Source organism: Kitasatospora sp. NPDC056184 (genome assembly GCF_042268405.1).
Taxonomy (GTDB): Bacteria; Actinomycetota; Actinomycetes; order Streptomycetales; family Streptomycetaceae; genus Kitasatospora.
Genome location: NZ_JBHJUI010000004.1, coordinates 236901 through 260653, shown reverse-complemented (window position 1 = coordinate 260653; position 23753 = coordinate 236901). Strand labels below are relative to the sequence as shown.

Genomic DNA, 23753 nt, shown 5'->3' with positions numbered 1-23753 from the left:
ATCGATCGCACATGTGTTCGAGATTCGAACATAGTGCGATCGGGGGTGGCGACAGGGGCCTCGACGGGGCCCCTGATCAGACCGGTGCCGCCTCCTCCGCGAACCGCGGCTGCCCGGTGAACCAGGGGCGTCGCTCGAATGAAGCCGGCCTCAACTGATGGAACCAGGTGGCCCGTTCGTCGTACCGGGCGAAGAACGGCCGGCCCACCCGGTCCGCCCCGCGGCCCTTCGGGCAGCCTAACCACCGCTCCGTGACCGACCGTCAGGGGGCTTCTTCGGTGCGGACCTCGATCTCCCGCGGGCGCGTGGAGACCGGCTCCGGCGCGGATGCAGGGAGCGCCAGTGCTCCATCCACCAGATCCCGCTCACCACGACGGAGAGGGCGACCAGGACCAGGGCCAGCGCCGGCCAGCGGCTGTCGGCGAGCCGGATGTCGGCGACCAGCAGGACGCCCACCGCCGCGATCGGCACGAACAGCCCGAACGCGGCCCGGGTGGTGGCGACCACCAGCCCGGGCTCGGTCCGGCCCGCGCGGGGCGCCGGCCAGTCGGCCGACTCCCCGCCGAAGTGGAAGGCGATCCCGCGGGCGGCCAGCCGGTCGGTGGCCCGGTTGTAGGAGAACGCCATGTACGGGAGCCAGATCAGCGGGGCGACGAAGCCCACCAGGAACACCAGCGCGAGCAGCCCCCACTCCCCCGCGGTCCGCCACCGGGACGGCGGGGGGACGACGTCCTCGCTGGTCAGTCCGAGCAGGCGGGCCATGCGCCACAGCAGCGAGCCGAACCCCCGGAAGCGGCCGGGCCGGGTCGCCGGCCCCTCCTCGGGCGGCGGGCCGGCCGCGAGGGCCCGTTCGGCGGCGGCGAGGTCCGGGTGGGCCCCCTGGAGGACGAGCAGCTCGGGGGCGCGGGCCCGGTCCGTGGGGTCCTTGCCGGCGAGCGCGGCGAGTTCCAGCAGCAGCTGCCCCTGGGCCAGCAGCGCACTGCAGAAGGCGAACGGGGCCATCCAGAGGAAGGGACCGGCGACGAACGCGCCCTCGTTCTGACTGACCCGGCGGGCGTGGTCGACCGCCCGCTGCGCCAGCTCGCGATCCGAGGCCTCCGGGTGGGCCGCCCGGAGCATCGCGACCCGGCGGGCGGCCCGGGGGCCGCGGTGGCGGACGCCGAAGACGGCGAGCAGCTCCGGCATCCGGGAGGGGCGCTCGCGCATCGAGCGCATCAGCTCGGCGAGGGGGGCGCCCTCGTCGGCCCCGGGCGGCCCGGACTGCTCCGGGTGTCCGGGGTCCTGCTGTCCGGGGTCCTGCCGTCCGGGGTCCTGCTGCCCTGGGTCCGGGCCTGTCGTTGGGGCCACGTCCGTCCCACCGCTCCGCCGGGCACTCCGGCCGGGCCCGGACCGGCGGCCGACGAGTCGCCCGGGCCTCCTCCCAGCCTAGGCGTGTCCGGCCGTTCGCGTCGGATCAGCGTGCGGCTCCCCGGGGGCGGAGTCCGTGCGGCGGGGGCACCTCCCGGCCGACAGGCCGGGGGCGTGCGTGCCCTGGCGTCGCACGCCCGGCGGGAATGGTCGGACACGCCTCGGGACGCGGCTTCGGACTCCCGCCCGTCAGGCGATCTCGAAGCCGTGCCGGACCCGGTCGAAGCGCCCGTCCGCGAGGTCCTCGTGGGTGATCCAGAAGGAGACGTTGACGCACTCGCCCCAGTCGGCGGCCAGCACACCGCTCTCGATCTGGAGCAGCGGGCGGTGGCCCTCGGGGCGGCCGGTGTCGCTGTCGCACCAGCCGAGCACCCGGACCGCCGGCCGCGGCAGCTGCTCGGCGAGGTCCTGGGCCAGGTCGAGGGCGATCAGGAAGTCGTCGGGGAACAGCCGCTCCAGCTCGCGGTCCTGGTAGGACGGCGCGGACAGGGCCCGGGCGGCCCGGACCGGGACGGCCGGGACGGCGGGCGTGCCCCGCTCGGCGACCGGCGCGGGCCGCGGCGGCGCACCGGCGGGCACGTGCAGGACGCGGCAGCCGCGACCGGTGAAGTCGGAGAGCCATTCGTCCTGGAAGAAGAGCAGCAGCCCGTCGGCGGGCAGCGGCCAGCCGCCGGCGTCCGGTCCGCCGGCCTCGAAGGACGCGGCGAGCGCGGCGCAGTCGAGCTGGGCGAGCAGTTGCATCGGGCGGTCGGCGAACTCCGGCCAGTCGGTGCCCGGCGGCAGCGCGGGCAGCCCGCCGAGCCGTCCGGCGAGCCCGGCGTCCGCCGCGTCCCCGGCCGATTCGGCGTCCCCGGCGTCCCCGGTGTCCGCCGCGGGGTCGAGGACCAGGGAGGAGCGGAACAGCCCGTGGACCAGGGGCGCCAGCCGCTCGCCGGCCCGGGCGCGGATCAGCTCCGCGACCTCGCCGGGTATCGGCGGCACGGCCTCGCCGGGGGCGGTCACGCGGGTTTCGGTGGTCACGAGTTCGGCCATGCGCCCAGCCTGCCACGAGGGTCCGACAACACCGGGCCGGCGGCCGCGGGGGCCGGCGCCGGAAACGGCGAAGGCCCCGTCAGGTGCCGCTACGGGGGCGACCGGCACCTGACGGGGGGTCATCGGGGAACTGGCTCGGCCGTCAGGAGCAGACGACCTCGTTGCCGGGGACGTTGAAGATGCCGGAGTCGCTGGCGGTGCCGTTCGCGTACTCGTAGTAGAGGTAGGTGTAGAAGTCGATCCGCGCGCCGTTGCCGCAGACCGAGTCGGCCCCGATGGTGTAGGTCAGCGTGACCGTGGTGGTGGCGCCGGCCGCGACCGGGACGGAGTGGTGGACCAGGCCGCTGGTGGCGCCGGTGTCACAGCTGGTGACATTGCCGCCGCAGGAGGAGAAGCCGTACTTCAGGCCGGTGTTCAGCGTGGTGTTGTAGGTCGGCTGAACGGACTGGTAGACGAACTGGGCCGGCGTGTCGTGCGGGTTGGTCAGGGTGAGCGTCAGGGTGACGGCGGAGCCGGGGGTGGCCGTCGTCTTGTCGACGGCGACGGACAGCACCGGGGTGCCGGCGTGGGCGGGGGTCACCGACAGCAGCAGGGCGGCGACGAAGGCGAGGATCGCGGGCAGGCCGAAGCGGCTCAGGAATGAAGTGCGCATGACCAAGGAGCGTAGGCGGCTGCCCGGGCACCGGCGGCGGCCTCCGCACCGGTCCGTACCGGCATATGACACGCGAGCGGACACCGGGGCGATTACCTTCCGGTTCCCCTCGCACCCCGGCGGCCGCAGCCCTACCCTCCGCGCCCGCCCGCGCGGAGCGGCGGAGCGTCCGGCCGGAACGGCGGGGGCCCCGGTCGGCGGCCGGAACAGCGGCCGCAGCAACGGTCGGAGCGGCGGTCAGAGCGGCGGCGGCAGGATCGCGCAGAGCGCCTCCAGCGCCGCCGGGTAGGCGTGGTCGGGCGGGGTCGCGTAGCCGACCACCAGGCCGTCCACCGCCGGCATCGCCTCCGGCGCGAGCAGCGGGTGCCGGAAGTCGGCCAGGCCGTCCAGGGCCAGCCCCCGGTAGGCGGCCGCCTTGAGCACCGAGCGCTCGGTGCCGGGCGCGAGCCGGAGCACCGCGTGCAGCCCGGCCGCGATCCCGGTGACCTCGATGTGCGGAGCCCGCTCGGCCAGCGCGTCGACCAGCCGGTCCCGGCGGTCGCGGTAGCGGCGGCGCATCCGCCGCACGTGCCGGTCGTAGCCGCCCGAGTCGATGAACTCGGCCAGGGTCAGCTGCTCCAGCGCGCTGACCCAGCCCTCGCGCTCCCCCTTCGCCGCGAGCACCCGGTCCACCAGGTGGTCGGGCAGCACCATCCAGCCCAGCCGCAGGGCCGGGCTGAGGCTCTTGCTGGCCGTCCCGAGGTAGACCACCCGCTCCGGGTCCAGGCCCTGCACCGCGCCGACCGGCTGCCGGTCGTAGCGGAACTCGCCGTCGTAGTCGTCCTCCAGGACCAGCCCGCCGCGGCCGCGCGCCCAGTCGACCACGGCCGCCCGGCGGCCCGCGTGCAGCGGTCCCCCGGTCGGGAACTGGTGGGCGGGGGTGAGCAGCGCCGTCCGGACCCCCCGGTGGTGGGCCAGGGCGCCGACCCGCGCGCCGTGCTCGTCGAGCGGGAGCGGGACGGCGGTGACCCCGGCGGCGGCCAGCAGACCTCGGTGGAAGCCCAGGCCGTAGCCCTCCACGGCGAGCGGGCCGGTGCTCCGGGCGGGGAGCACCGCGCGCGGGCCGTCGAACAGCAGGCGCAGCGCGTGCGCGAAGCCGGAGCAGACCACGATCCGGTCCGGGTCGGTCCGCACCCCGCGGGCCCGGGCGAGGTAGTCGGCGAGGACCTCGCGCAGTTCGCGCCTTCCCTGCGGGTCACCGGGGCCGAACGCCTCGTTGGGCGCGGCGGTGAGCGCCCGGCGCCCGGCGGCGAGCCAGGCGGTGCGCGGGAAGGCGGCGGCGTCGGGCTGGCCCTGCCGCAGGTCGTGGGCGGGGCGCGACGGGCGGGAGGAGCGGCGGGCGCGGTTCGCGGCGGCGGGTTCGGCCCGCTCGGCGACGGCGGTGCCCGAGCCCTGGCGGGCGGTGAGCCAGCCCTCGGCGACCAGTTCGGCGTAGGCGTCGGCGGCGGTGTTGCGGGCGATGCCGAGGTCGGCGGCGAGCGTGCGGTAGGGCGGCAGCCGGGTGCCGGGGGCGAGCCGGCCGCTGCGGATCGCCTCGCGCAGGGCGGCCATCAGGGCGGACCGGCGGCTGCCGGCGGCGGACAGGTCGAGGTGCAGGTCGGTGCCGGACGGGCCCGCGTCGGAGCGGGCGGCGGCGTCGGCAGCGGTGGCGGTGGCGTTCACGTCGTCCGTCCGGCGGCCGGGGCGGCGGGACGGCCGCGCGGCGGGACGTGCCGCCTCGCCCGTTCCGGCGGAGCGGCGGGGTGTCCGGGGCGGATCGACCGAGGTGTCCGTCATGGGCATGCACCCTATCGCCGGGCCCGGACGGCTCCGGGGCCGGGCCCACCGCCCCGGAAGCTCGCAGCGGCGGGCCCCGGACGGCTGCACCGGGCGGGTGGCGGCGTTCCTGCATCGGTGTGCGCTTCCGACTGCGATCGGGTGATCCGATGGTCGGATTGCGTCGCCCTCAGCGTGTCGGCTGGCTATTCCTTCGGCATGACCAACACCAGGAAGTACCTGATCGCCGCCGGCCTCAGCGCCGCGCTGGCGGTCCTCTCCGCCGGCCCCGCCTTCGCGGGCGACTGCGACGAGCACGAGCACCACGCCCCCACGGCCTCCTCCCACCACGAGCACCAGAAGCCCCAGGAGCACCAGGGGCACCACGCTCCCGAGGCCCCCTCCCACCACGGCTTCCCCGGGGGCGGCGGCACCACCTGTATCAACGAGGGCGGGGCCTCGGCCACCGGCGTGGTGGCCAACTCGCCGGGCGTGCTGTCCGGCAACCAGATCCAGATCCCGATCAGCATCCCGATCAACGTCTGCGGCAACAGCCTCTCCATCCTCTGACCGAAGCGCGCCGGTGACGCCGGCGTCCCCACCGCATGCCGAGGGCTGCGGTCCCGGCACCCCCGGGACCGCAGCCCTCGCTCCTTCCACTCCGCGACGAACGGCTACGGAACGAGCGCCTACGGGACGAGCGGCTACGGGACCACCGTGACCGGCCAGCGGCCCGCCTTGACCAGCCGCACCGCCACCGATCCGATCACCCGGTGCCCGGCCTGCTCGGAGGCGCCGACCACCACGCCGTCGGCCCGGAGCTCGTCCGCCAGCCGCGCCAGCCCCGTGTACGGGTCGCCGCGCACGGTCAGGAACCGCCAGTCCACCTGCCAGACGTCGCGCATCCGGTGCTCGGCCTCGCGGATCGCGGTGAGCAGCTCCTCGGCGATCTCCTGGGTGGTCTCCTCGACGGCCGCACCCGCCAGGGCGGTGGCCGCGCCCAGGACCGGCTGGATGTAGGCGATCGCCAGGGTGGCGTTCTGCCGCCGGGCCAGGCCGGCCGCGTAGGCGGTGGCGCGCCAGGAGGAGTCCGAGCCGTCCAGGCCCGCCAGGATCACCTTGGGGCCGTCGGTCCCCAGCTCGAACCCGGCCGGGGCGGCCGCCGCGCCGGGCTCCCCGCCCTCGAAGGCCGCTTCGTCCCGCTCCGCATCGCTCTCGTTGGTCATGGCCCGAGGCTATTCCGGACACGGTGCGTCACAGCAGGGGGCTCGACGGGTGAGGGCTGTGGCGGGGGCCACCCGGACCGCCCGCGCCGGACCTCCGGAGGGCCCGATTCGGGCACCCCGCGACGAGCGTCCGTCACTCGCCGTCGACCGTGTGCGCGGCCTCACAGGGCCCCGGCTGTGGCCCAGGCCACTTTCCCCGGAGGTTTGATCTTGAAAATCGGGACATTTGCCTTCAAATCCACCCATTTTCTTGATCCTTACGCGCGGTAACCCTGCTCTGACGTGGCTAAACCTGCGATTCCTTGAAACACCCCCCCAGCCCCCGTAACTTCGAAGTCGTTGCACCGAGCAAGCCGCTCACGAGGGCCTCACCGCCCCGGAGCGAACACGGTGCCGAACCACGCGAGCGACGTGTCCCCGAAACCGACGGCCTTCCGAGGGCCTGGTTCCGCGCGCTCGCAGACCCTCTCCGAAAGGAAACCCATGACCTTCCGTAACGAGACCACCGCTGCCACCACCACCACCGCCACCAAGCGCCGCAACCGCGTCCGGATGGCTCTGATGGCCGGGGCGCTCACCGCCCTCCCGGTGGCCGGCCTCGTCGCGGCCAACAGCGCCTCCGCCGCCCCCGCCTCCGTGTGGGACAAGGTCGCCGCGTGCGAGGCCACCGGTAACTGGGCCATCAACTCCGGCAACGGCTTCTACGGCGGCCTGCAGTTCACCTCCAGCACCTGGGCCGCCTTCGGTGGCACCGCGTACGCCCCGCAGGCCCACCAGGCGACCAAGGCGCAGCAGATCGCCGTCGGCGAGAAGGTCCTCGCCGCCCAGGGCCCCGGCGCCTGGCCGGTCTGCTCCGTCAAGGCCGGTCTGACCAAGTAAGACCCGCCGTCCCCTTCCCGGGGAGCACGCACGACAACGCCGCTGCACCCGGCCGGGCCCCGAGAGGGCCGGCCGCGTCCAGCGGCGTCGTGCTGTGTCCGGCCCCCGTCAGCCGGCCGGTGCGGGGCGGGCGGGCAGCGGCAGCGGGATCGCCGGCAGTCCGTCGATGCTGGTGGCCACGTGCGGCTTGCCCTCGCAGTAGCCGCTGAACTCCTCCTCCGTCTTGCGGCCGAAGTACTGCGCGTGCAGGTCGCGGTCCTCGCGGTAGTCCATGAGCGGAACGGCGAAGCCGCAGGAGTCGCCGACCCGCTCCGCCGCCACCAGGACGATCGCGCGCAGCGAGGGCCCGTCGGCGGCCGGGTCGAAGCGTGCGAGCAGCCCGGCGAAGCGCGGGTCGTCACGGAACACGGCCTCGCCCTGGCCGTGCACCCGCAGGATCTTCGGCGGCCCCTCGAAGGCGCACCACATCACGGTGATCCGCCCGTTCTCCCGCACATGGGCCACCGTCTCCGCCCCCGATCCGCCGAAGTCCAGGTAGGCGAGGGTGCGTTCGTCCAGCACGGCGAGCGTGCCGGAGCGCCCCTTGGGCGAGATGTTGACGTGCCCGTCGGCGGCGAGCGGCGCGGTCGCCACGAAGAAGACGGGCTGGGCCTCGATGAACGCGCGCAAGCGGTCGTCGATCTTCTCGTAGGTCTTTCCCATGAACGTGATTCTCCCGCCGGACAGCCCGCGGGGAGATCGGTTTCCACCATCCGGGACGACGCCCCGGCCGCTCACGGGCCGCGCCTCGGCGGACGGCCGCCGCCGGCCCTTCCGGGGTCGTCCACGGGCGTCCGCGGCAGTCCACGGGCGGACAGTATTCTTGACGGACTCGCGGACCGTCCGGGTCCGGGGGCGTACCGGTGTGTGACCGGTGTGTGAGGGGAGCGGGCCTTGGCCGACAACGGACTGCTGGCCCACCAGCGGCAGGCGATGATCGCCGAGCTGGTGCGCCGCAGCGGGGCCGTGCGCGTCGCCGAACTGGTCGAGCAGCTGGGCGTCTCCGACATGACGGTGCGCCGCGACCTCGACGCGCTGGAGCGCTCGGGCGTGGTGAAGAAGGTGCACGGCGGGGCCGTCGCCGCCTCCGGCACCGCCATCGACGAGCCGGGGTTCGAGGCGAAGTCGGCGCTGGAGTCGGCCGCGAAGGCCGCCGTGGCGGAGGCCGCGGCCACCCTGGTCGAGCCGGGCAGCGTGGTCGCCGTCGCGGCGGGCACCACGGCGTACGCGGTCGCCGCCCGGCTGCTGCACGTCCCGCGGCTCACCGTCGTCACCAACTCGCTGCCGGTCGCGGAGCTGATCCGTTCCACGGACGAGGAGCCGGCGGCGGGCGCGCCCTCGCTGCTGCTGACCGGCGGCTCGCCCACCCCTTCGGCGGCGCTGGTCGGCCCGCTGGCCGACCAGGCGATCCGCTCGCTCCACGTCGACCTGCTGATCCTCGGGGCCCACGGGGTCTGCGAGAAGGCCGGTCTGACCACGCCCAACCTCGCGGAGGCGCAGACCAACCGCGCGCTCATCGCCTCGGCGCGCCGGGTCGCCGTGGTGGCCGACCACACCAAGTGGGGCGTCGTCGCGCTCAGCGGGTTCGCCGCGCTCGACGAGATCGACGTGTTCGTCACCGACTCCGGCCTCCAGGCCCAGGCCCGCACCGCCCTGGCGGAGACCGTCGGGGAACTGGTCGTCGCCCCGGTCCCCGCGGACTGAGGCGGGCGGGTCGGCCGGCCCGGTTTCCACCGGGGACCGTCCGCCGCGCGGTGTCCGGACACGGGCGAAACAGCGCCCCCGGGGCGGGCGCGCACGGCGCCCGAGGCCTGGCGGCGGCCCGGGTCAGTCGGCCCGGCCGCGCGGGAAGACGGCGCGGACGACGGCACCGACGGGGGCGTTGCCGGCGGTGAAGGTGCCGCCGAGCTCCTCGGCGCGTTCGGCCATGGACCGGAGACCGACCCCGGGCGTGGAGACCCGGACGGGGAAGCCCGTGCCGTTGTCGGCGACCTCGACGGTGACCCGGTCGGGGAGCACGCCCAGGCTGAGGCGGGCGGCCGTGGCACCCGAGTGGCGGACCACGTTGTTCAGGGCCTCGCCGCTGATCCGGTAGACGGCGACCTCCACGGCGGCGGAGAGCGCGGGCAGCGGGTCGGGACGCAGGTCGAGGGTGACGTGCAGCGACCGGCTCCCGAGGGTGTCCGCGAGCCGACGGAGCCCGTCGGTCAGACCTTCGCTGTCGAGGGGACCGGGATTCAGGCCGTGGGTGATCCGCCGGAGCTCGGCGATCGCGAGGCCGATGCCGGCGGAGGCCGCGGTGAGCGCGTCGGCGGCCCCGGAGTCACCGGGCAGGTCGGCGCCGGCGGCGTCGATCCTCAGCCGCAGGCCGGAGAGGGCGGGGCCGAGACCGTCGTGAAGGTCGTGGCGCAGTCGGCGTCGCTCCTCCTCGCGGGCCAGCACGAGCTGCTCGCGGCTGGCCCGGAGGTCCTCGTACAGGCCGAGCGAGGCGATCGCCGGCGAGGCCTGGTCGGCGAGCAGGCCCAGCACCTCGCGGTCCTGCCGGTCCAGCGCGGACTGCCCGGGGCGGGGCGGTACGAGCAGCTCGCCGATCTCGGCGCCCTCGTAGGTGAGCGGGAAGCACAGGCCGGGCCGGTCGAGCACCCCGACCCGGGCCAGCTCGCGCGGCCCGCTCCGGGTCCGTACCCGGACCGCGGCAGCCGGCAGCCGGCAGCCCGAGGGCCTGCACCACGGTCCGGCACAGCAGCGGCGGCGCGTCCGCCGGGTTGACGGCGTGGCTCATCCGCTCCGCCAGCTGCCGGATCAGCTGGTACGGGTGAGCCCGCTCTCCGTAGTAGTAGCGGTCCACGGCGCGCCCCACGACCCGCGCGGCCGGTCGCAGCAGGGCGCCCAGGACCCCGGCGGTCACCACCTGCCACCATCGCGTCCCGCCCCCGGTGCCGGGCTGCAGGCGGTGCATCAGGTAGACCGCGAACAGCACCGCGATGAAGACCAGGGTGAAGTAGGCGCAGGCCGCCAGGTAGCGCCGGGTGACCCGGTCCAGCGAGAGCTGGCGGTCGCGGCGGAAGGCGGTGACCGGCACCAGCATCCAGACCGCCTCGCCGGCCACGAGGACCGCGTACGGCAGCCACCCGGGGTAGTCGCCGACGTAGTGCGGGACGATGATCAGCGCGGCCCAGACCACGTAGGCCGCCACGACCGCGGGCAGGTGCGGGTGCGGTCCGGGCGAGTGCCACCAGCGGACGGCGGCCACCGTGAGGGTGAGCGCGAGGCTCGCGGTGAAGACGTCGAAGACGTACGGGCTGAGCCACCGGTCCAGCCAGGCGTGCAGCGCGGTGTCGTGGAGCGGGTTGGACAGGGTGGACCACCGGGACTCGCCGGCCGTGTCGGAGAAGGCGAGCAGGGCGCTCCACAGTGCCACCAGGACGGTCACGGAGCGCCAGATCCCACCGGGGAGGCGGGCGTCGGGGAGCCAGAGCGGGAAGGCCACCACCATGAAGGCGTTGGTGATGCCGGTGGCCAGCACCAGCGCCGTGACCGCGTCGACGGCCGTCGGGCCGGCGCCGACCAGCGCGGCGGCCAGGATCACCACCATGCGCAGTGTCTGGAGCAGACCGGTGGCCAGCATCAGGACGCCCATGCCCCGGCCGTTCCCGTTGACCACGAGGAACAGGCCGGCGAGCGTGAACGTCAGGCCGAGCGCGAGCCAGAGGCCGTCGATGAAGTAGTTCTCACTGACGCCCGCCACCGCGGGGTGGGTGAGCGCGAGGAGCGACCACACCACCGCGCACAGCACTGCGGTACCGGCGGCCGCGAGAGCCGTGGCGACACCGGTGCCGCCGACCCTGGCCCCGTTCATCCGCCGCCACCGCCTCCCTGGCCGGTTCCATGCTGCTCGGCCTGCCGTCCCGGCCGCATGGGCCACCGGTCCCGTCCGCCGCGCGAACGGGCGGTCGGCACGGTACCGGCTCCCGGCTCCCGTCCCCGCGCGGCGCGCGGCGCGCGGCGCACCGGCCGGAAGCGCCTAGCCGGGCAGGCCGACGGCGCGGTCGCCGGTGCGGGACTGCTGGACGACCACCGCCACCACCAGGAGCGAGCCCTGGGCGACGTTCTGCCAGAAGGAGTTGATGCCTTCGACGGTGAGCCCGTTCTCCAGGGCTCCGAGCAGGGCGACGGCCAGCAGGGTGCCGCCGATGCCGCCCCGGCCGCCCTTGAGGGCGCAGCCGCCGAGGGCGGCTGCGGTGATCGCCTTGAGTTCCAGGCCCTCACTGCCGGAGACCGGTTGGCCGGAGCCGGTGCGGGCGGTGAGCAGGATGCCGGCGAGCGCGGCGACCGCGCCGATGAGGGCGTAGACGGCGACCAGGTACTTGTTGATCGCGATGCCGGCCAGCCGGGCGGCGGTGTCGTTGCCGCCGATCGCGTAGAGGTTGCGGCCGAGGTCGGTGTAGGTGAGCAGGACGTGCACCGCGAGCGCGACGAGGATCAGGATCCAGACCATCACCGGCAGTCCGGCGATCCGGCCGCGGCCGAGGAAGACGAACACCGGGTCGCCGAGCACGTAGCCCTGCGCCCGCCCGTCCGAGACGAGTTGGGCGATGCCCTTGTAGGCGGCGAGGCCGGCCAGGGTGGCGATGGTCGCGTTGACCCGGCCGCGGACGATGACGAGGCCGTTGACGGTGCCGACGAGGACACCGACGGCGACCGCCGCGGCCGTCCCGGCGAGGGCGTTGGATCCGGCCGAGGTGAACGCCATGGCGCTGACCACGGAGGCCAGGCCGGCCTGGGAGCCGACCGAGATGTCCAGGCCGCCGCAGATGATCACGACGGTCTGGACGACGGCGAGCAGCCCGGTGATGGTCGCGGCCTCGGCGATCACCTGGAGGTTGGTCCAGCCGAGGTAGTTGTCGTCGAGCAGCCCGAAGACGGTGAGGACCAGGGCGAGGGCGCCGAGCAGGCTGAGGTTCTGGCCGCCGATGCCGGCGAGGAGGGCGAGCGGGCGGCCGCCCCGGCGCGGCGGCCGGCCGGTGCCGGATCCCGCTCCGGAGCCGGACCCGGGGCCGGGGTCGGGCCGGTCGACGGCGGACGGGGTGGTGGCGCCGGTCATGAGGGTGCTCCCGGGGAGGTCGGGCGGGCGGTGGCGCCGGCCGCGGTGATGTCGTCGGCCATGGCCAGTTGCAGGACGGCCTCCTCGGTGGCGTCGGCGCGGTCGAGTTCGCCGGTGACCCGCCCGTTCTGCAGGACGACGATCCGGTCGGCCAGGCCCAGGAGTTCGGGCAGTTCGGAGGAGATGACCAGCAGGGCGACGCCCTCCTCGGCCAGGTCGGCGACGATCCGGTGGATCTCGGCCTTGGCTCCGACGTCGATGCCGCGGGTCGGCTCGTCGAGGATCAGCAGCTTGGGCCGGCGGGCCAGCCAGCGGGCGAGCACGACCTTCTGCTGGTTGCCGCCGGAGAGCTTGCGGACCTCGTGCTCGATCGACGGGGCGCGCACCCGCAGCCGCTCCGTGTACGCGCGGGCCAGGTCGCGTTCGGCCGGGCGTTTGACGAAGCGCCAGCGGCGCAGCCGGTCCAGGACGGCGATCGAGGTGTTGTCGCGGATCGAGCGGTGCAGGAAGAGCGCCTGGGCCTTGCGCTCCTCGGGGGCGAGTCCGAGGCCGGCGCGGATCACCCGGCCGGGACCGCCGGTGGGCAGCGGCCGCCCGTCCAGGGTGACGGTGCCGGAGCGCACCGGCAGGTCCCCGGCGAGCGCGAGGGCGAGTTCGGAGCGGCCGGCGCCGATCAGCCCGGCCAGACCGACCACCTCCCCGGCCCGGACGGTGAGGTCGACGTCGCGGACGTGGTCGGTGGTGAGGCCGCGGGCCCGCAGCACCACGCGGTCGGTGGCGACGCCGCTGCGGACGAACAGGGCGGACAGGTCGCGGCCGACCATCTGCCGCACCAGGTCGCCCTCGGTGGTGTCGCGCGCGTCCTGGATCCCGGCCAGTTCGCCGTCGCGCAGGACGGCGATCCGGTCGGCGAGCCGGAAGATCTCGCCCATCCGGTGCGAGACGTAGACGATCGCGATGCCCCGGTCGCGCAGCCGGCCGATGAGGGCGAAGAGGGTGTCGGCCTCCTGCTCGGAGAGCGAGGAGGTGGGCTCGTCGAAGGCGATCAGCTTGGCCTCGCCGGTCAGCGCGCGCATGATCTCGACCAGTTGGCGCTGGGCGGCGGTGAGCCGGGAGCCGGGGAGGTCGGGGTCGAGGACGCCGGTGAAGCCGAGCCGGTCCAGGTCGGCGGTGATCCGGCGGCGCAGGGCGGCGCGGTCCAGGCGGCGGCCGCGGCCGGTCGGGAGGGCGCCCGCGTAGACGTTCTCGGCCACCGAGACGTGCGGGACGATCTCGGGTTCCTGCGGGACGATGCGGATGCCGAGGGCGCGGGCCTGGGCCGGGGAGCGCAGGTCGACGGGGCGGCCGTCGAGCAGGACGCGGCCCTCGGTGGGCCGGTGGTCGCCGGTGAGGATCTTCAGCAGGGTGGACTTGCCGGCGCCGTTCTCGCCCATCAGCGCGGTGACCGCGCCCCGGGGGAAGTCGAGGGTGACGCCGCTCAGGGCCCGGACGGGGCCGAAGGCCTTGGTGACGGCGACCACGCCGGTGGTGCCGGCGGTGCCGAGCGGCCCTGCGGCGGTCGGCGCTTCGGCGGTCGGCTCCGGGGCGGTCGGCTCCGGGGCGGCCCGCTCAGCCACAGGTGACTCCGGCGCCCTGCCAGCTGGCGGCGTCGACCATGGTGGTGCGCGCGAACAGCTCGGCCGGGAGGTCCTTACCGTTCTTGAGCTTGTCGTACATCGTCTGGACGGCGAGCGCGCCGACCTCCTTGCCGTTGATGAACAGCGCGGCCTTCATCCCGGTCGGCTTGCCTGCACCCCAGTCCTTGCAGGCGAGGTAGGCGCCGAGGCCGATGCCGATCACGTCGTCCGCGCCGACGCCGGCGTTCTGCAGCGCGGTCACGCCGCCGTGCACGTTCTCGTCGTTGCAGCCCCACACCACCCAGTGCTTGACGCCCGCGTTGGCGGTGACGGTCGCGGCGACCTTGTCCTGTGCGCCGGTGGGGGTGTTGTCGGTGGCGACCTCGATGGTCCGGACGCCGGGGACGGCCGCGTCGAAGGCCTCCTTGGCCGCCTTGACCCGGTCCCCGCAGACGGTGACGTCCTGTTTCCAGGCCGCGATGACCCGGGTGTCGGCCGCCGTCCACCCGGCTTTGGCGTACTCCTCGGCGGCGCGCCGGCCGACCTCGGCGCCCATCTGGGCGCCGCTGAAGCCGATGCGCGGCACCAGGTCGGCCTTGGGGCAGGCCGCCGGGTCGGGGCCGGTGGAGCAGACCTGGTCGTCGGAGGTGAGCAGGGCGATCCCGGCGTCCCGGACGGTCCGCACCACCTGCGGCCCGACGGCCGGGTCGGGGACGACGACGATCACGCCGTTGGTCTTCCGCGCGACGGCCGCCTGGACCTCGCTGACCGTCTTGTTGGCGTCGCTGCCGAGGTTGACCACCTTGAGGTCGACGCCGAGTTCGGCGGCCTTGGCCTTCGCGCCGGCGGCCTCGCCGATGAAGTACTCCTGGTCGCCCTGCTTCTGCAGATAGGTGATCGAGATCTTCCCGCTGACGGGGGCCACCGAGGCGTTGCCGGTGGTCGTGTCCTGCCCGTCGGAGCAGGCCGCGGTCAGGCCGAGGGCCAGCAGGAGGGAGCCTGCCGCAGCGCGGCGGCGGGTGCTTCTGGTCATGGAGGGGACCGCTCCTCATCAGCAGAATCAAACAGATTTCAACGCGATGTGAAATATCACACCCCGCTCTGATGAGCCGTCAAGCCCCGTGCAGCAGAAAGGCACTCTTGAGTGTCCACTCCCGCCGTGCCTATGCTGCGTTGCTTTCTGTTTGAAAAAGAGACAGAAAACATCAGCGCGACTCCCCTTCACCAGTGAACCTCATGCGCCCCCACCCGCGCGCACCCCTGGAGCGCCCATGCGCAGAACCGCGCCCCGCCCCACCCCCCGCGCCCTGCTGGCGCTGGCCCTCGCCTCGGCCGGCCTCGGCACGCTCGCCCTCGGCCCCGCGACGACCCCCGCCGCGGCCGCACCCACGGCCGCCACTGCCGCCCCGCCCGCGACCGTGACCGTCGACAACGGACAGGCCCTCACCCCGCCGATGGGGTGGAACTCCTGGAACACCTTCGGCACCGCCACCACCCAGGAACAGGTCGTCCAGACCATCGACTTCATGGTCGCCCGCGGCCTGGTCGCGGCCGGCTACAACACCGTCACCATCGACGACGGGTGGTCGCTGGGCCACCGCGACGGCCAGAGCGCCGACTTCGCCAAGACGCCCGAGGGCGCCATGCAGCTCTACGACGCCAACCGCAACCCCGTCAGCGGCACCGACGGCACCGGCACCGACGTCACCAGCGGACACCTGGTGCCCGACCCGGCGCGCTTCCCCTCCCGCGCCGTCGGCGGCCGCACCCTCAACGGCATCGAGTACCTCTCCTGGTACGCGCACAGCAAGGGCATGAAGTTCGGCATCTACGCCACCACGACGTACACCACCTGCCAGGGCCGCCCCGGCAGCCTGGGCCACGAGAGCACCGACGCCGCCGACTTCGTGGCCTGGGGCGTCGACTACGTGAAGTACGACGACTGCCCCTACGGTCCGCAGATCGTCGGACCGGACGGCCACAACTACTACACCCAGGGCATCGGCCGGGAGCTCACCCGCTCGCTCTACGCCCGCGCCCAGGACTTCCGCCGGGAGCTGGACTCCGCCTCGGCCGCGCAGAACCGGCCCCGGGTCACGCTGAGCGTCTCCGCCCAGCCCGTGCACACCGGCGTCCCGTACCTGCTGGCCGCCGACGACCCGGCCCGCACCGACCCGGTCGTCGTCGCGGCCGGCACCCCGCCGCGCGAGGCGCCCGGGTACGCGCCGACCGGGAAGTGGTGCGGCCAGGTCGCCAACCTGTGCCGGATCGGCGGCGACCGCGGCCCCGACCTGGACGGCGTGCTCTACAACGGCCAGCTGCGGACCGCGCTGGACTACCCGGGGAACGTGCGACCGGGCAGCTGGAATGACATGGACATGATGTTCGCTGGCTGGCTGTACCCGTACGGCGTCTACGGCACCACCGACAACTGCCTCTGCCACAAGCCGATGACCGACGACGAGGCGCGCGCCGAGATGTCGATCCTCGCGATGATGGCCGCCCCGCTGATCAGCGGCGCCGACCTGCGCACCGCGGCCGACTCCCGGCACACCGACCAGGGCGTCACCTGGACCACCGGCATCGGCGACACCGCCCTGGCGATCTACAAGAACACCGACGTCATCGCGGTGGACCAGGACCGCCTCGGCAAGCCGGCCACCCTGGTCGGCGCCCCGCCCGGCAGCCCCACCGCGCCGATCGTGCTCAAGCGCCAACTGGCCGACGGCGACACCGCCGTGCTGCTGGTCAACCAGGACCCGTCCGGCTGGCAGTACATCACCCGGACGCTCGCCGACCTCGGGCTGACCGGCCCCGGCTACACGGTCAAGGACCTCTGGACCGGCGCCACCGGCACCTTCACCAGCACCGTCGGGTCCTGGGTGCCGGCCCACGGCGTCGCGCTGTACCGCCTCAAGGCGCTGCCCGTCACCGTCCCGGCCGCGGTCGTCGGCGACGGCCGCTACCACGGCATCAGCGCGGGCGGCACCGGCGGCCAGGCCCTGGAGGTCCGGGGCATGTGCGCCGCGCCCGACGGCTCGACCACCGACATCAACACCTGGTGGGACTGGCACACCTCGGAGCAGTGGAAGTTCACCCCGAACCCCGACGGCACCGTGCGCATCACCGACAACTGCAACACGCCCACCCAGGTGCACGGCACGCTGACCGGCGGCAACGGGACCGGCTCGGCCGCCTGGGTGCTCAACCGCTGGGACCCCGACAGCCCGCACCAGAAGTGGCGGGTCCTGCAGAACACCGCGACCGGCGCGCTGACCATCACCAACGTCGCCACCGGGCTGGCCCTGGACGCCCCGCAGTCCGCACCGACCTCCTCGGTCGTCCTCGGCGCACCGAACCCGGCCGCCCCCGGCCAGGCCTGGACGCTGCTCAACTGACCGGCCGCGTCCCGCCCCGCCCTCCGACCCCGGGCCGACTCCCCCGGCCCTCCCGCCCGTTCGGCTCGCTCACCCTTTCGGTTCACCCACCTGGAGGAGACTTGCGCACCCCCGATGCCCGACCACGCCGCCGCTTCGCGGCCGCGCTGACCGCGCTCACCCTGATGGCCGGCGGCGGCGCCCTCACCGTCGGACTCCAACTCGCCACCGCGCCACCGGCCGCGGCCCTCGACAACGGCCTCAACCTGACCCCGCAGATGGGCTTCAACAACTGGAACTCCACCTACTGCGGGGACCAGTTCAACGAGGCGATGATCAAGGGCATCGCCGACCTCTTCGTCAGCAAGGGCCTCAAGGCCGCCGGCTACCGGTACGTCAACCTCGACGACTGCTGGGCGCTGCCCGAGCGCGACGCGGCCGGCAACCTCGTGCCCGACCCGGTCCGCTTCCCGCACGGCATCAAGGCGCTGGCCGACTACGTGCACGGCAAGGGGCTGAAGTTCGGCATCTACTCCAGCGCCGGCGACCACACCTGCGACGTCAAGGGCTTCCCCGGCGGCCTCGGCCACGAGCAGCAGGACGCGGATCTGTGGGCCTCCTGGGGCGTCGACTACCTCAAGTACGACAACTGCCACAACCAGGGCACGGACGCGCGGACCCGGTACCGGACCATGGGCGAGGCGCTCAAGCGGACCGGACGGCCGATCCTCTACAGCATCTGCGAGTGGGGCAGCACCGGGCCGTGGAACTGGGCGCAGCCGGTGGGCAACTCCTGGCGCACCACCGGTGACATCAGCGACAACTGGCAGAGCATGATCTCCATCGCCCAGGCCAACCAGGGCCTGGCCAACTACGCCAAGCCCGGCGCCTTCAACGACCCGGACATGCTGGAGGTCGGCAACGGCGGCATGACCGGCACCGAGTACCGGACCCACTTCAGCCTCTGGGCGCAGATGGCCGCCCCGCTGATGATCGGCACCGACCTGCGCAGCGCCGAGCCGGAGACTCTGGAGATCCTCACCAACCGGGACGTCATCGCGGTGGACCAGGACCCGCTCGGCCGGCAGGGCACCGTGGTCTCCCGGGAGAACGGGCTCGTGGTGATGAGCAAGCCGCTGGCGGACGGCAGCCGTTCGGTGACCCTCACCAACGAGGGCTCCTACGACACCACCATCAGCACCACCGCGCAGGCCGTCGGCATCGGCGGTGCCGAGTCCTACGCGGTCAAGGACCTGTGGTCCAAGCAGACCTCCGCCAGCAGCGGGACGATCAGCGCGGTGGTGCCCGGGCACGGTACGGCGATGTTCCGGGTCACCCCGAGCTCGCCGGTCTCCCCGCCCACCGGGGTGACCCGGCTGAGCGACCTGCCGTTCACCTCCGTCTCCAACTTCTGGGGCCCGGTGGAGCGCGACCGCACCAACGGCGACCACCTGGCCGGCGACGGACAGACGATCACCGTCCGCGGCGTCCCCTACACCTACGGCCTGGGCGTGCACGCCCCCAGCGACATCGGCTTCCACCTGGGCGGCACCTGCCGCAACCTGGTCACCGACGTGGGGATCGACGACGACGCGTACGGCAACGGCTCGGTGGTGTTCCAGGTCTACAAGGACGGCGTGAAGGCCGCGGACAGCGGCCCGGTCACCGGCCGGGACGCGGCGAAGCGGCTCACCGCCGACCTCACCGGGGCCCAGGAGCTGCGGCTGGTGGTCACCGACGGCGGCGACGGCACCGGTTGGGACCACGCCGACTGGGCGAACGTCCGGATCGCCTGCGGTGGCGGCCCGGCCGCCGGCACCCACCAGCTCTCCGACCTCGCCTGGTCCGCCGCGGGCAACAGCTGGGGCCCGGTGGAGCGGGACATGAGCAACGGCGGCAACCAGGCCCGTGACGGCTCCGCGATCACCATCGGGAGCGCCACCTACCCGAAGGGCCTGGGCGTCAACGCGTTCAGCGAGATCGTCTACTACCTCGGCGGCTCCTGCTCCGCGCTCAGCACCGATGTGGGCGTGGACGCCGAGGCACAGGGCCGCGGCTCGGTCTCCTTCGAGGTCTACGCCGACGACACCAAGGTCGCCGACAGCGGGCGGATGACGGCCGCTTCCGGGGTCAAGCACCTCACGGCGGCGCTGGCCGGGGCCAACGAGCTGCGGCTCGTGGTCACGGACGGCGGCGACGGCACCAACAGCGACCACGCCGACTGGGCGGCGCCGGTGCTCACCTGCTGATCGGGGTGCCGATCGGGGCGGGCGCGGTGCCGAGTGGACCTCGGTGCCGCGCCCGCTCGCCGTCGGGCCGGCGCGGCGGCGGGCAGTGCGGCGTTGACCGTGCTCGGCGTTGAGCGAGCGCGGCGTCGGGGATCAGCCGGTCGCCCACCCGGTCACGGCCGTCGCGGCCGACCCGGCCGCGGCCGACGCGCTCGGGGCTCCGGCGGGCGAGCGGCGGGGCACCGTCACGGTGACGGCCACGCCTCCGGACCTGCCGGCCCCGCCCAGGATGTCCACCCGGCCACCGAGCAGCGCCACCCGCTCGCGCATCCCCCGTATGCCGCGGCCCGGTTCGGAGCCCCGGGCGATCCCCCTCCCGTTGTCGGTGACGGTCAGCCGGGCGGCCGGGCCGTCCAGGGCGAGCCGGACCTCCACCCGGGTCACCCGGCCGTGCCGACGGGCGCCGGCGAGCGCCTCCTGGGCGGCGCGGTAGAGGGTGGTGAGCGTCCCGGCGTCGTGTCCCGACTCGTCACCGGTGACGGTCAGCTCCACCGCCAGCCGGTCGTCACCGAGGTACCGGACGAGCTCGGTGAGCGAGCGCACCAGCGGGAACGGGCGGACCTCGCGCAGCACGCTCACCGACTCACGGACCTCCGCGAGCGCCCGGCCGGCCGACCGCCGCGCGTTCGCGAGGGCCCGCGCCGTGGCCTCCGGCTCCAGCCCGCGGAACACCTCGGCCTTCTCCAACTGCACGCCGACGTCCGTCAGATGGCGGCCGAGGCCGGCCTGGATCTCCCCGGCGACCCGGGCGCGCTCCTCCGCCGCGGCCAGCTCGGCGACCCGCTCCGCGTACCGGGCCAGCCGCTCGTACGACTCCTCCAGCCAGGCCCGCGCCGCCTGCTCGCGGACCACCGACCCGGCGAGCGCCAGGGCCAGGGCCAGCGCGAGGCCGAACATCAGCACGTCCGACACGTAGGCCGGCCGTCCCCACCAGCCCGGCACCAGGACGCTCAGGCCGGTCAGCAGCAGCCCGACACACCCCGCGGCCCAGGCGAACGCGGCCCGCCGGCCGAAGGCCAGGTACGCGGTGAACGGCACCAGCACGAACAACGCCCGCGACACCCCGGATCCGTCCACCACCGCGACGGCCGCGAACAGCACCACCCGCACCGTCAACAGCAGTCCCGCGGGCAGCCGCGCGGCCGGCGCCCGGTCCGGCCCGGGCGCCTCCAGGGCGAACAGGGCCAGCAGGCCCGCCGCGAAGACGGCGAGCCTGGCCCCGCCGAACTCCCCGGCGGCGACGGCCGCGTGGTAGAAGCCGGCGGCGAGGACCACCGCGTAGAGTCCGGGCGGGATCCACCGCACGACGCGCTGTTCCATCCGTCCTCCCAGGCTGCCGACCGGGCCGGTCCCGACCACCGCCGGGGACTGTACCCGGATTCCCGGCCGCCTCCCCTCCCCGGGCGAAAGACAGGCCGAAGGTCATGGAGAGCCGGGGCCCGGACCTCGCAAACATGTGCAGATCGGCACTTCTTGCCCCCCTCCGCCGGCCGCCGGTGTTCGCGGTTTCCGGTTCCGAGACCCTCCCGGTCCGGTCCTCGATTCGACAACAGAGGAGTGAACACCCGCGCAGAGAACCGCTTTGACGTTCGGTCAGATACTTGGCCCGCGGCCGCCCCGTCGCCCGTGCCCGGTTCGACCCCGCCTTCCGGCCCTGGCGGCCCTGATCCCGGTGCTCGTCGCCGCGGTTCCGGCGACCGCCGCCGGCGGCGCCGCCGCCGATCCGGGCGGTGCGAGGGGCGGCGCCGGCTGCCGGGCGGAGGAGGCGCGCGCCCGGCGCGGCCGCGGTCGGGCGGCCTCACGGGGCGGGGCCCGCTCGCCCCGCCCCGGAAGGCCCGGCAGGTCCTGGGGTTTCGGAGGGGAGGGCGTCAGCGCTTCATGTAGACGCTGTCCATGAAGTCGACGATCTGCTGGTCCGTCAGGCGCTGGCCCTCGCGGTGGCCCATCGCCAGGTCGGCCTCGCTGATCATGCCGACCAGCCGGTCGCCGTCGATCACCGGGATGCGGCGGATCTGGTGCTGCTCCATCTTCTGGAGCACGGTGTCGATGCCGTCCTCGGCGCGGACGCAGTGCAGGTGGCCGGCCAGTTCCATGGCCTTCGTGGCGGCCGGGTCCATCCCCTCCGCGATACAGCGGACGATGATGTCGCGGTCGGTGATGATGCCCTTCAGCTTCTGGTCGTCGCCGCAGATCGGAAGGGCGCCGACGTTCAAGTCGCGCATCATTCGGGCCGCGTCGGCGAGGCTCTGTTCGGCGCCGACGCACTGGGCGCCGGAGTGCATGATGTCTCGGGCAGTGGTCACGGGAGCTCCTCCTCAGGGTCGTCCCCCGAGCACCGGGTGGTCCGGTGTTCCCACGCTATGCACGCCGCCGACGGTCCGCGAGCCCATCGGACCGGGGACCACGCGCGGTCACCGCCGCACCGTGCGGGAACACGGCCGGCGACGAACCCGGCCACCGCGGCGGGGCGATGCGACGGACGGGACCGCGGGCCGATACTGGGGGCGTGACGGAGGAGATCGCCGGAGCACCCGCCGCGACGGCGGCCGTGGACGGCCCGGTCGACGAGGTGATCCGGGTGCGGCCCGCGACGGCCCTGCGCCCGTACGTGGCCTGGTACGCGGGCTACCGTCAGCGCGGCCTGCCGCCCGCCCTGCACCGCGGCCTGCCGTCCCCGTACCTGACCTTCATCCTGACCCTGGACGAACCCCTCACCATGGCGGGCCACCCGGACCCGGGACAGCCGCCCGGCCGGTTCGCCACGCTGCTCGGCGGCCTGCACACCGCGCCGGCGCTGATCAGTCACGACGGCCGGCAGTCCGGCATCCAGCTCGCCGTCCACCCGCTCGCCGCGCGGGCGCTGTTCGGGCTGCCGGCCGGGGAGCTGTCCGGGCTGGACCTCCCGGCCGAGGCGGTGCTCGGGGCGGTGGCCGGACACCTCCGGGAGGCGGTCCAGGAGGCCCGCGACTGGCCGGAGCGGTTCGCGGTGCTGGACGGCGCACTGCTGCGGCTCGCCCGCCCGACGGGCCAGGTGCCGCCGGAGGTCGTGCGGGCCTGGTCCGCGCTGCGGCGCAGCGGCGGGGCACTGCCGGTGGCCGCGCTCGCCCGGGAGACCGGATGGAGCGAACGGCACCTGCTGGACCGGTTCCGCCGGGAGACGGGCCTCAGCCCGAAGGCCGCCGCCCGGGTGGTCCGGTTCGACCGGGCCCGCCGGCTGCTGGCCGCCCCCGGTCCGGTGCCCCTGCTGGCAGAGCTCGCGGCGAGCTGCGGCTATGCCGACCAGGCCCATCTGGCCCGCGAGTTCCGCGCGCTGGCCGGATGCGCTCCGAGCGTCTGGCGCGCCGAGGAGGGGCCGGACGCGGTGGAGTTCCGAAACGTCCAAGGCAGGGCCACCGGGCCCGCGCCAGAGTGGGAGGCATGACGGCGGTCCGGCCCGGTACCCGTCCGGAGCCGATCGCCACGACCGGAGGAGGAACCCGCGATGGACACCGACACCGACACGGACACCGACACGACGGACACCGGCACCGCGGACACCGGCACGGCGCCCGCGCCGCAGGTCTGGCCGAGTCTGCGGGCCCGCGACGCCCGCGCGCTGATCCGCTTCCTGTCGGAGGCGTTCGGCTTCGAGGAGGTGGTCGCCTACGGCGAGGGCGCGTTCGTGGCCCACGCCGAGCTGGCCTGGCCGGAGGGCGGCGGTGTGATGCTGGGCTCCGTCCGGCCGACGCCGGAGGGCGGCGAACCCTGGCCGGGCGGACCGGGGACGCTCACCGCGTACGTGGTCACGGCGGACCCGGACGCCCTGTACGCGCGGGCCGTCGCCGCCGGGGCCCGGATCGTCACCGAGCCGGTCGGGACGGACTACGGCTCGCGCACCTTCACCGCCGCCGACCCGGAGGGCAACCACTGGCACTTCGGCACCTACCCGGGCGCACCGCGCTCCTCGGCGGCCTGAGCCGTGCGCCCCGGAGACGCCCCGCCCGGCGGGCCCGCGGCCGTGGAGCGGCTGCGGGCCGTCTGCCTGGCGCTGCCCGAGGTGGAGGAGCGGGTCAGCCACGGCGAGCCGACCTGGTTCGCCGGTGCCGGCCGCCGGGCGCGGGTCTTCGTGATGCTCGCCGACCACCACCACGACGACCACCTCGCGTTCTGGTGCCCGGCGGCGGCCGGGGCACAGGAGTTCCTGGTCGCGGAGGAGCCGGAGCGGTTCTTCCGCCCGCCCTATGTCGGGCACCGGGGCTGGGTCGGCGTCCGCCTCGACGTGGCGCCGCTCGACTGGGAGCGGATCGAGGACCTGGTCGCGGACGCCCACGCCCTGGTGGCCGGCCCGACACCTTGACAA

General features: G+C 74.6%; 21 protein-coding genes. 8 read left to right on the top strand and 13 right to left on the bottom strand.

The window, feature by feature from the left end; translation table 11 throughout:
• Positions 1 to 237 precede the first annotated feature (237 nt).
• From ACFC0B_RS11095 to ACFC0B_RS11080, 4 genes are all read right to left on the bottom strand, one after another.
• Complete coding sequence (locus tag ACFC0B_RS11095) at positions 238 to 1347, bottom strand: hypothetical protein (protein WP_376084786.1); 1110 nt, start codon at positions 1345 to 1347, stop codon at positions 238 to 240.
• A gap of 249 nt (positions 1348 to 1596) precedes the next feature.
• Positions 1597 to 2439 (bottom strand): DUF1963 domain-containing protein, encoded by an 843-nt coding sequence (locus ACFC0B_RS11090; RefSeq protein ID WP_376084784.1) that lies wholly within the window; start codon positions 2437 to 2439, stop codon positions 1597 to 1599.
• A 142-nt stretch (positions 2440 to 2581) separates the two neighbouring features.
• Positions 2582 to 3091, bottom strand: a complete 510-nt coding sequence (locus ACFC0B_RS11085) for a hypothetical protein (RefSeq protein ID WP_376084783.1) — start codon at positions 3089 to 3091, stop codon at positions 2582 to 2584.
• A gap of 237 nt (positions 3092 to 3328) precedes the next feature.
• Positions 3329 to 4906: a PLP-dependent aminotransferase family protein gene (locus ACFC0B_RS11080; protein WP_376084781.1), complete on the bottom strand. Its 1578-nt coding sequence runs from the start codon at positions 4904 to 4906 to the stop codon at positions 3329 to 3331.
• Positions 4907 to 5104: 198 nt separating this feature from the next.
• Here ACFC0B_RS11080 and ACFC0B_RS11075 point away from each other — a divergent pair, with 198 nt between their 5' ends.
• Complete coding sequence (locus ACFC0B_RS11075; protein WP_376084780.1) at positions 5105 to 5455, top strand: chaplin family protein; 351 nt, start codon at positions 5105 to 5107, stop codon at positions 5453 to 5455.
• A 134-nt stretch (positions 5456 to 5589) separates the two neighbouring features.
• On the opposite strand, the gene ACFC0B_RS11070 is transcribed toward ACFC0B_RS11075, so the two are convergent.
• Positions 5590 to 6111, bottom strand: coding sequence for a universal stress protein (locus ACFC0B_RS11070; protein WP_376084778.1), 522 nt, complete (start codon positions 6109 to 6111; stop codon positions 5590 to 5592).
• Positions 6112 to 6594: 483 nt separating this feature from the next.
• On the opposite strand from ACFC0B_RS11070, the gene ACFC0B_RS11065 reads away from it, so the two are divergent.
• Positions 6595 to 6990 (top strand): transglycosylase family protein, encoded by a 396-nt coding sequence (locus ACFC0B_RS11065; protein ID WP_376084777.1) that lies wholly within the window; start codon positions 6595 to 6597, stop codon positions 6988 to 6990.
• A 108-nt stretch (positions 6991 to 7098) separates the two neighbouring features.
• Here ACFC0B_RS11065 and ACFC0B_RS11060 read toward each other — a convergent pair whose 3' ends face one another.
• Positions 7099 to 7692: a pyridoxamine 5'-phosphate oxidase family protein gene (locus tag ACFC0B_RS11060; RefSeq protein ID WP_376084775.1), complete on the bottom strand. Its 594-nt coding sequence runs from the start codon at positions 7690 to 7692 to the stop codon at positions 7099 to 7101.
• 231 nt (positions 7693 to 7923) lie between these two features.
• Between ACFC0B_RS11060 and ACFC0B_RS11055 the strand changes: the two genes are divergently transcribed.
• Positions 7924 to 8733, top strand: coding sequence for a DeoR/GlpR family DNA-binding transcription regulator (locus ACFC0B_RS11055; RefSeq protein ID WP_376084774.1), 810 nt, complete (start codon positions 7924 to 7926; stop codon positions 8731 to 8733).
• Between the two features lie 123 nt (positions 8734 to 8856).
• Here the strand turns inward: ACFC0B_RS11055 and ACFC0B_RS11050 are convergent, their stop codons facing one another.
• The 5 genes from ACFC0B_RS11050 to ACFC0B_RS11030 form a co-directional block, all read right to left on the bottom strand.
• On the bottom strand, positions 8857 to 9471 hold the full coding sequence (locus tag ACFC0B_RS11050; RefSeq protein ID WP_376084773.1) for a sensor histidine kinase: 615 nt from the start codon (positions 9469 to 9471) through the stop codon (positions 8857 to 8859).
• Positions 9353 to 10888: a hypothetical protein gene (locus ACFC0B_RS11045; RefSeq protein ID WP_376084771.1), complete on the bottom strand. Its 1536-nt coding sequence runs from the start codon at positions 10886 to 10888 to the stop codon at positions 9353 to 9355. Before ACFC0B_RS11045 ends, ACFC0B_RS11050 begins: the two co-directional genes overlap by 119 nt.
• A 165-nt stretch (positions 10889 to 11053) precedes the next feature.
• Positions 11054 to 12133, bottom strand: a complete 1080-nt coding sequence (locus tag ACFC0B_RS11040; RefSeq protein ID WP_376084769.1) for an ABC transporter permease — start codon at positions 12131 to 12133, stop codon at positions 11054 to 11056.
• Complete coding sequence (locus ACFC0B_RS11035) at positions 12130 to 13749, bottom strand: sugar ABC transporter ATP-binding protein (protein ID WP_376084767.1); 1620 nt, start codon at positions 13747 to 13749, stop codon at positions 12130 to 12132. Before ACFC0B_RS11035 ends, ACFC0B_RS11040 begins: the two co-directional genes overlap by 4 nt.
• The gene (locus ACFC0B_RS11030; protein WP_376084765.1) at positions 13742 to 14782 is read right to left on the bottom strand and encodes a substrate-binding domain-containing protein; all 1041 of its coding nucleotides are present in this window, start codon (positions 14780 to 14782) and stop codon (positions 13742 to 13744) included. Before ACFC0B_RS11030 ends, ACFC0B_RS11035 begins: the two co-directional genes overlap by 8 nt.
• A gap of 238 nt (positions 14783 to 15020) precedes the next feature.
• On the opposite strand from ACFC0B_RS11030, the gene ACFC0B_RS11025 reads away from it, so the two are divergent.
• Entirely contained in the window at positions 15021 to 17147 is a 2127-nt protein-coding gene (locus ACFC0B_RS11025; protein ID WP_376084763.1) for a hypothetical protein, read from the top strand.
• Positions 17148 to 17311: 164 nt separating this feature from the next.
• The gene (locus ACFC0B_RS11020) at positions 17312 to 19375 is read left to right on the top strand and encodes an NPCBM/NEW2 domain-containing protein (RefSeq protein WP_376085106.1); all 2064 of its coding nucleotides are present in this window, start codon (positions 17312 to 17314) and stop codon (positions 19373 to 19375) included.
• A gap of 132 nt (positions 19376 to 19507) precedes the next feature.
• Here ACFC0B_RS11020 and ACFC0B_RS11015 read toward each other — a convergent pair whose 3' ends face one another.
• A complete protein-coding gene (locus ACFC0B_RS11015; RefSeq protein WP_376084761.1) occupies positions 19508 to 20734 on the bottom strand; it encodes a sensor histidine kinase in 1227 nt (408 codons plus the stop codon).
• Positions 20735 to 21282: 548 nt separating this feature from the next.
• Positions 21283 to 21717, bottom strand: coding sequence for a CBS domain-containing protein (locus ACFC0B_RS11010; RefSeq protein WP_376084759.1), 435 nt, complete (start codon positions 21715 to 21717; stop codon positions 21283 to 21285).
• Positions 21718 to 21920: 203 nt separating this feature from the next.
• On the opposite strand from ACFC0B_RS11010, the gene ACFC0B_RS11005 reads away from it, so the two are divergent.
• The 3 genes from ACFC0B_RS11005 to ACFC0B_RS10995 are packed head-to-tail and all read left to right on the top strand — an operon-like array spanning position 21921 to position 23750.
• Positions 21921 to 22835, top strand: a complete 915-nt coding sequence (locus ACFC0B_RS11005; protein ID WP_376084757.1) for a helix-turn-helix domain-containing protein — start codon at positions 21921 to 21923, stop codon at positions 22833 to 22835.
• Positions 22836 to 22895: 60 nt separating this feature from the next.
• Positions 22896 to 23369: a VOC family protein gene (locus ACFC0B_RS11000; RefSeq protein WP_376084755.1), complete on the top strand. Its 474-nt coding sequence runs from the start codon at positions 22896 to 22898 to the stop codon at positions 23367 to 23369.
• A 3-nt stretch (positions 23370 to 23372) separates the two neighbouring features.
• Positions 23373 to 23750 (top strand): MmcQ/YjbR family DNA-binding protein, encoded by a 378-nt coding sequence (locus ACFC0B_RS10995; RefSeq protein WP_376084753.1) that lies wholly within the window; start codon positions 23373 to 23375, stop codon positions 23748 to 23750.
• The last annotated feature ends 3 nt before the right edge of the window (positions 23751 to 23753 follow it).

Bases quoted from the DNA above. Each gene is read 5' to 3' on its own strand.
- ACFC0B_RS11075 (WP_376084780.1), top strand. From the start codon at position 5,105: ATGACCAACACCAGGAAGTACCTGATCGCCGCCGGCCTCAGCGCCGCG.
- ACFC0B_RS11030 (WP_376084765.1), bottom strand. From the start codon at position 14,782: ATGACCAGAAGCACCCGCCGCCGCGCTGCGGCAGGCTCCCTCCTGCTG.
- ACFC0B_RS11080 (WP_376084781.1), bottom strand. From the start codon at position 4,906: ATGACGGACACCTCGGTCGATCCGCCCCGGACACCCCGCCGCTCCGCC.
- ACFC0B_RS11040 (WP_376084769.1), bottom strand. From the start codon at position 12,133: ATGACCGGCGCCACCACCCCGTCCGCCGTCGACCGGCCCGACCCCGGC.
- ACFC0B_RS11020 (WP_376085106.1), top strand. From the start codon at position 17,312: ATGGCCGGCGGCGGCGCCCTCACCGTCGGACTCCAACTCGCCACCGCG.
- ACFC0B_RS11025 (WP_376084763.1), top strand. From the start codon at position 15,021: ATGCGCAGAACCGCGCCCCGCCCCACCCCCCGCGCCCTGCTGGCGCTG.
- ACFC0B_RS11065 (WP_376084777.1), top strand. From the start codon at position 6,595: ATGACCTTCCGTAACGAGACCACCGCTGCCACCACCACCACCGCCACC.
- ACFC0B_RS11090 (WP_376084784.1), bottom strand. From the start codon at position 2,439: ATGGCCGAACTCGTGACCACCGAAACCCGCGTGACCGCCCCCGGCGAG.
- ACFC0B_RS11060 (WP_376084775.1), bottom strand. From the start codon at position 7,692: ATGGGAAAGACCTACGAGAAGATCGACGACCGCTTGCGCGCGTTCATC.
- ACFC0B_RS11085 (WP_376084783.1), bottom strand. From the start codon at position 3,091: ATGCGCACTTCATTCCTGAGCCGCTTCGGCCTGCCCGCGATCCTCGCC.
- ACFC0B_RS11045 (WP_376084771.1), bottom strand. From the start codon at position 10,888: ATGAACGGGGCCAGGGTCGGCGGCACCGGTGTCGCCACGGCTCTCGCG.
- ACFC0B_RS11070 (WP_376084778.1), bottom strand. From the start codon at position 6,111: ATGACCAACGAGAGCGATGCGGAGCGGGACGAAGCGGCCTTCGAGGGC.
- ACFC0B_RS11000 (WP_376084755.1), top strand. From the start codon at position 22,896: ATGGACACCGACACCGACACGGACACCGACACGACGGACACCGGCACC.
- ACFC0B_RS11015 (WP_376084761.1), bottom strand. From the start codon at position 20,734: ATGGAACAGCGCGTCGTGCGGTGGATCCCGCCCGGACTCTACGCGGTG.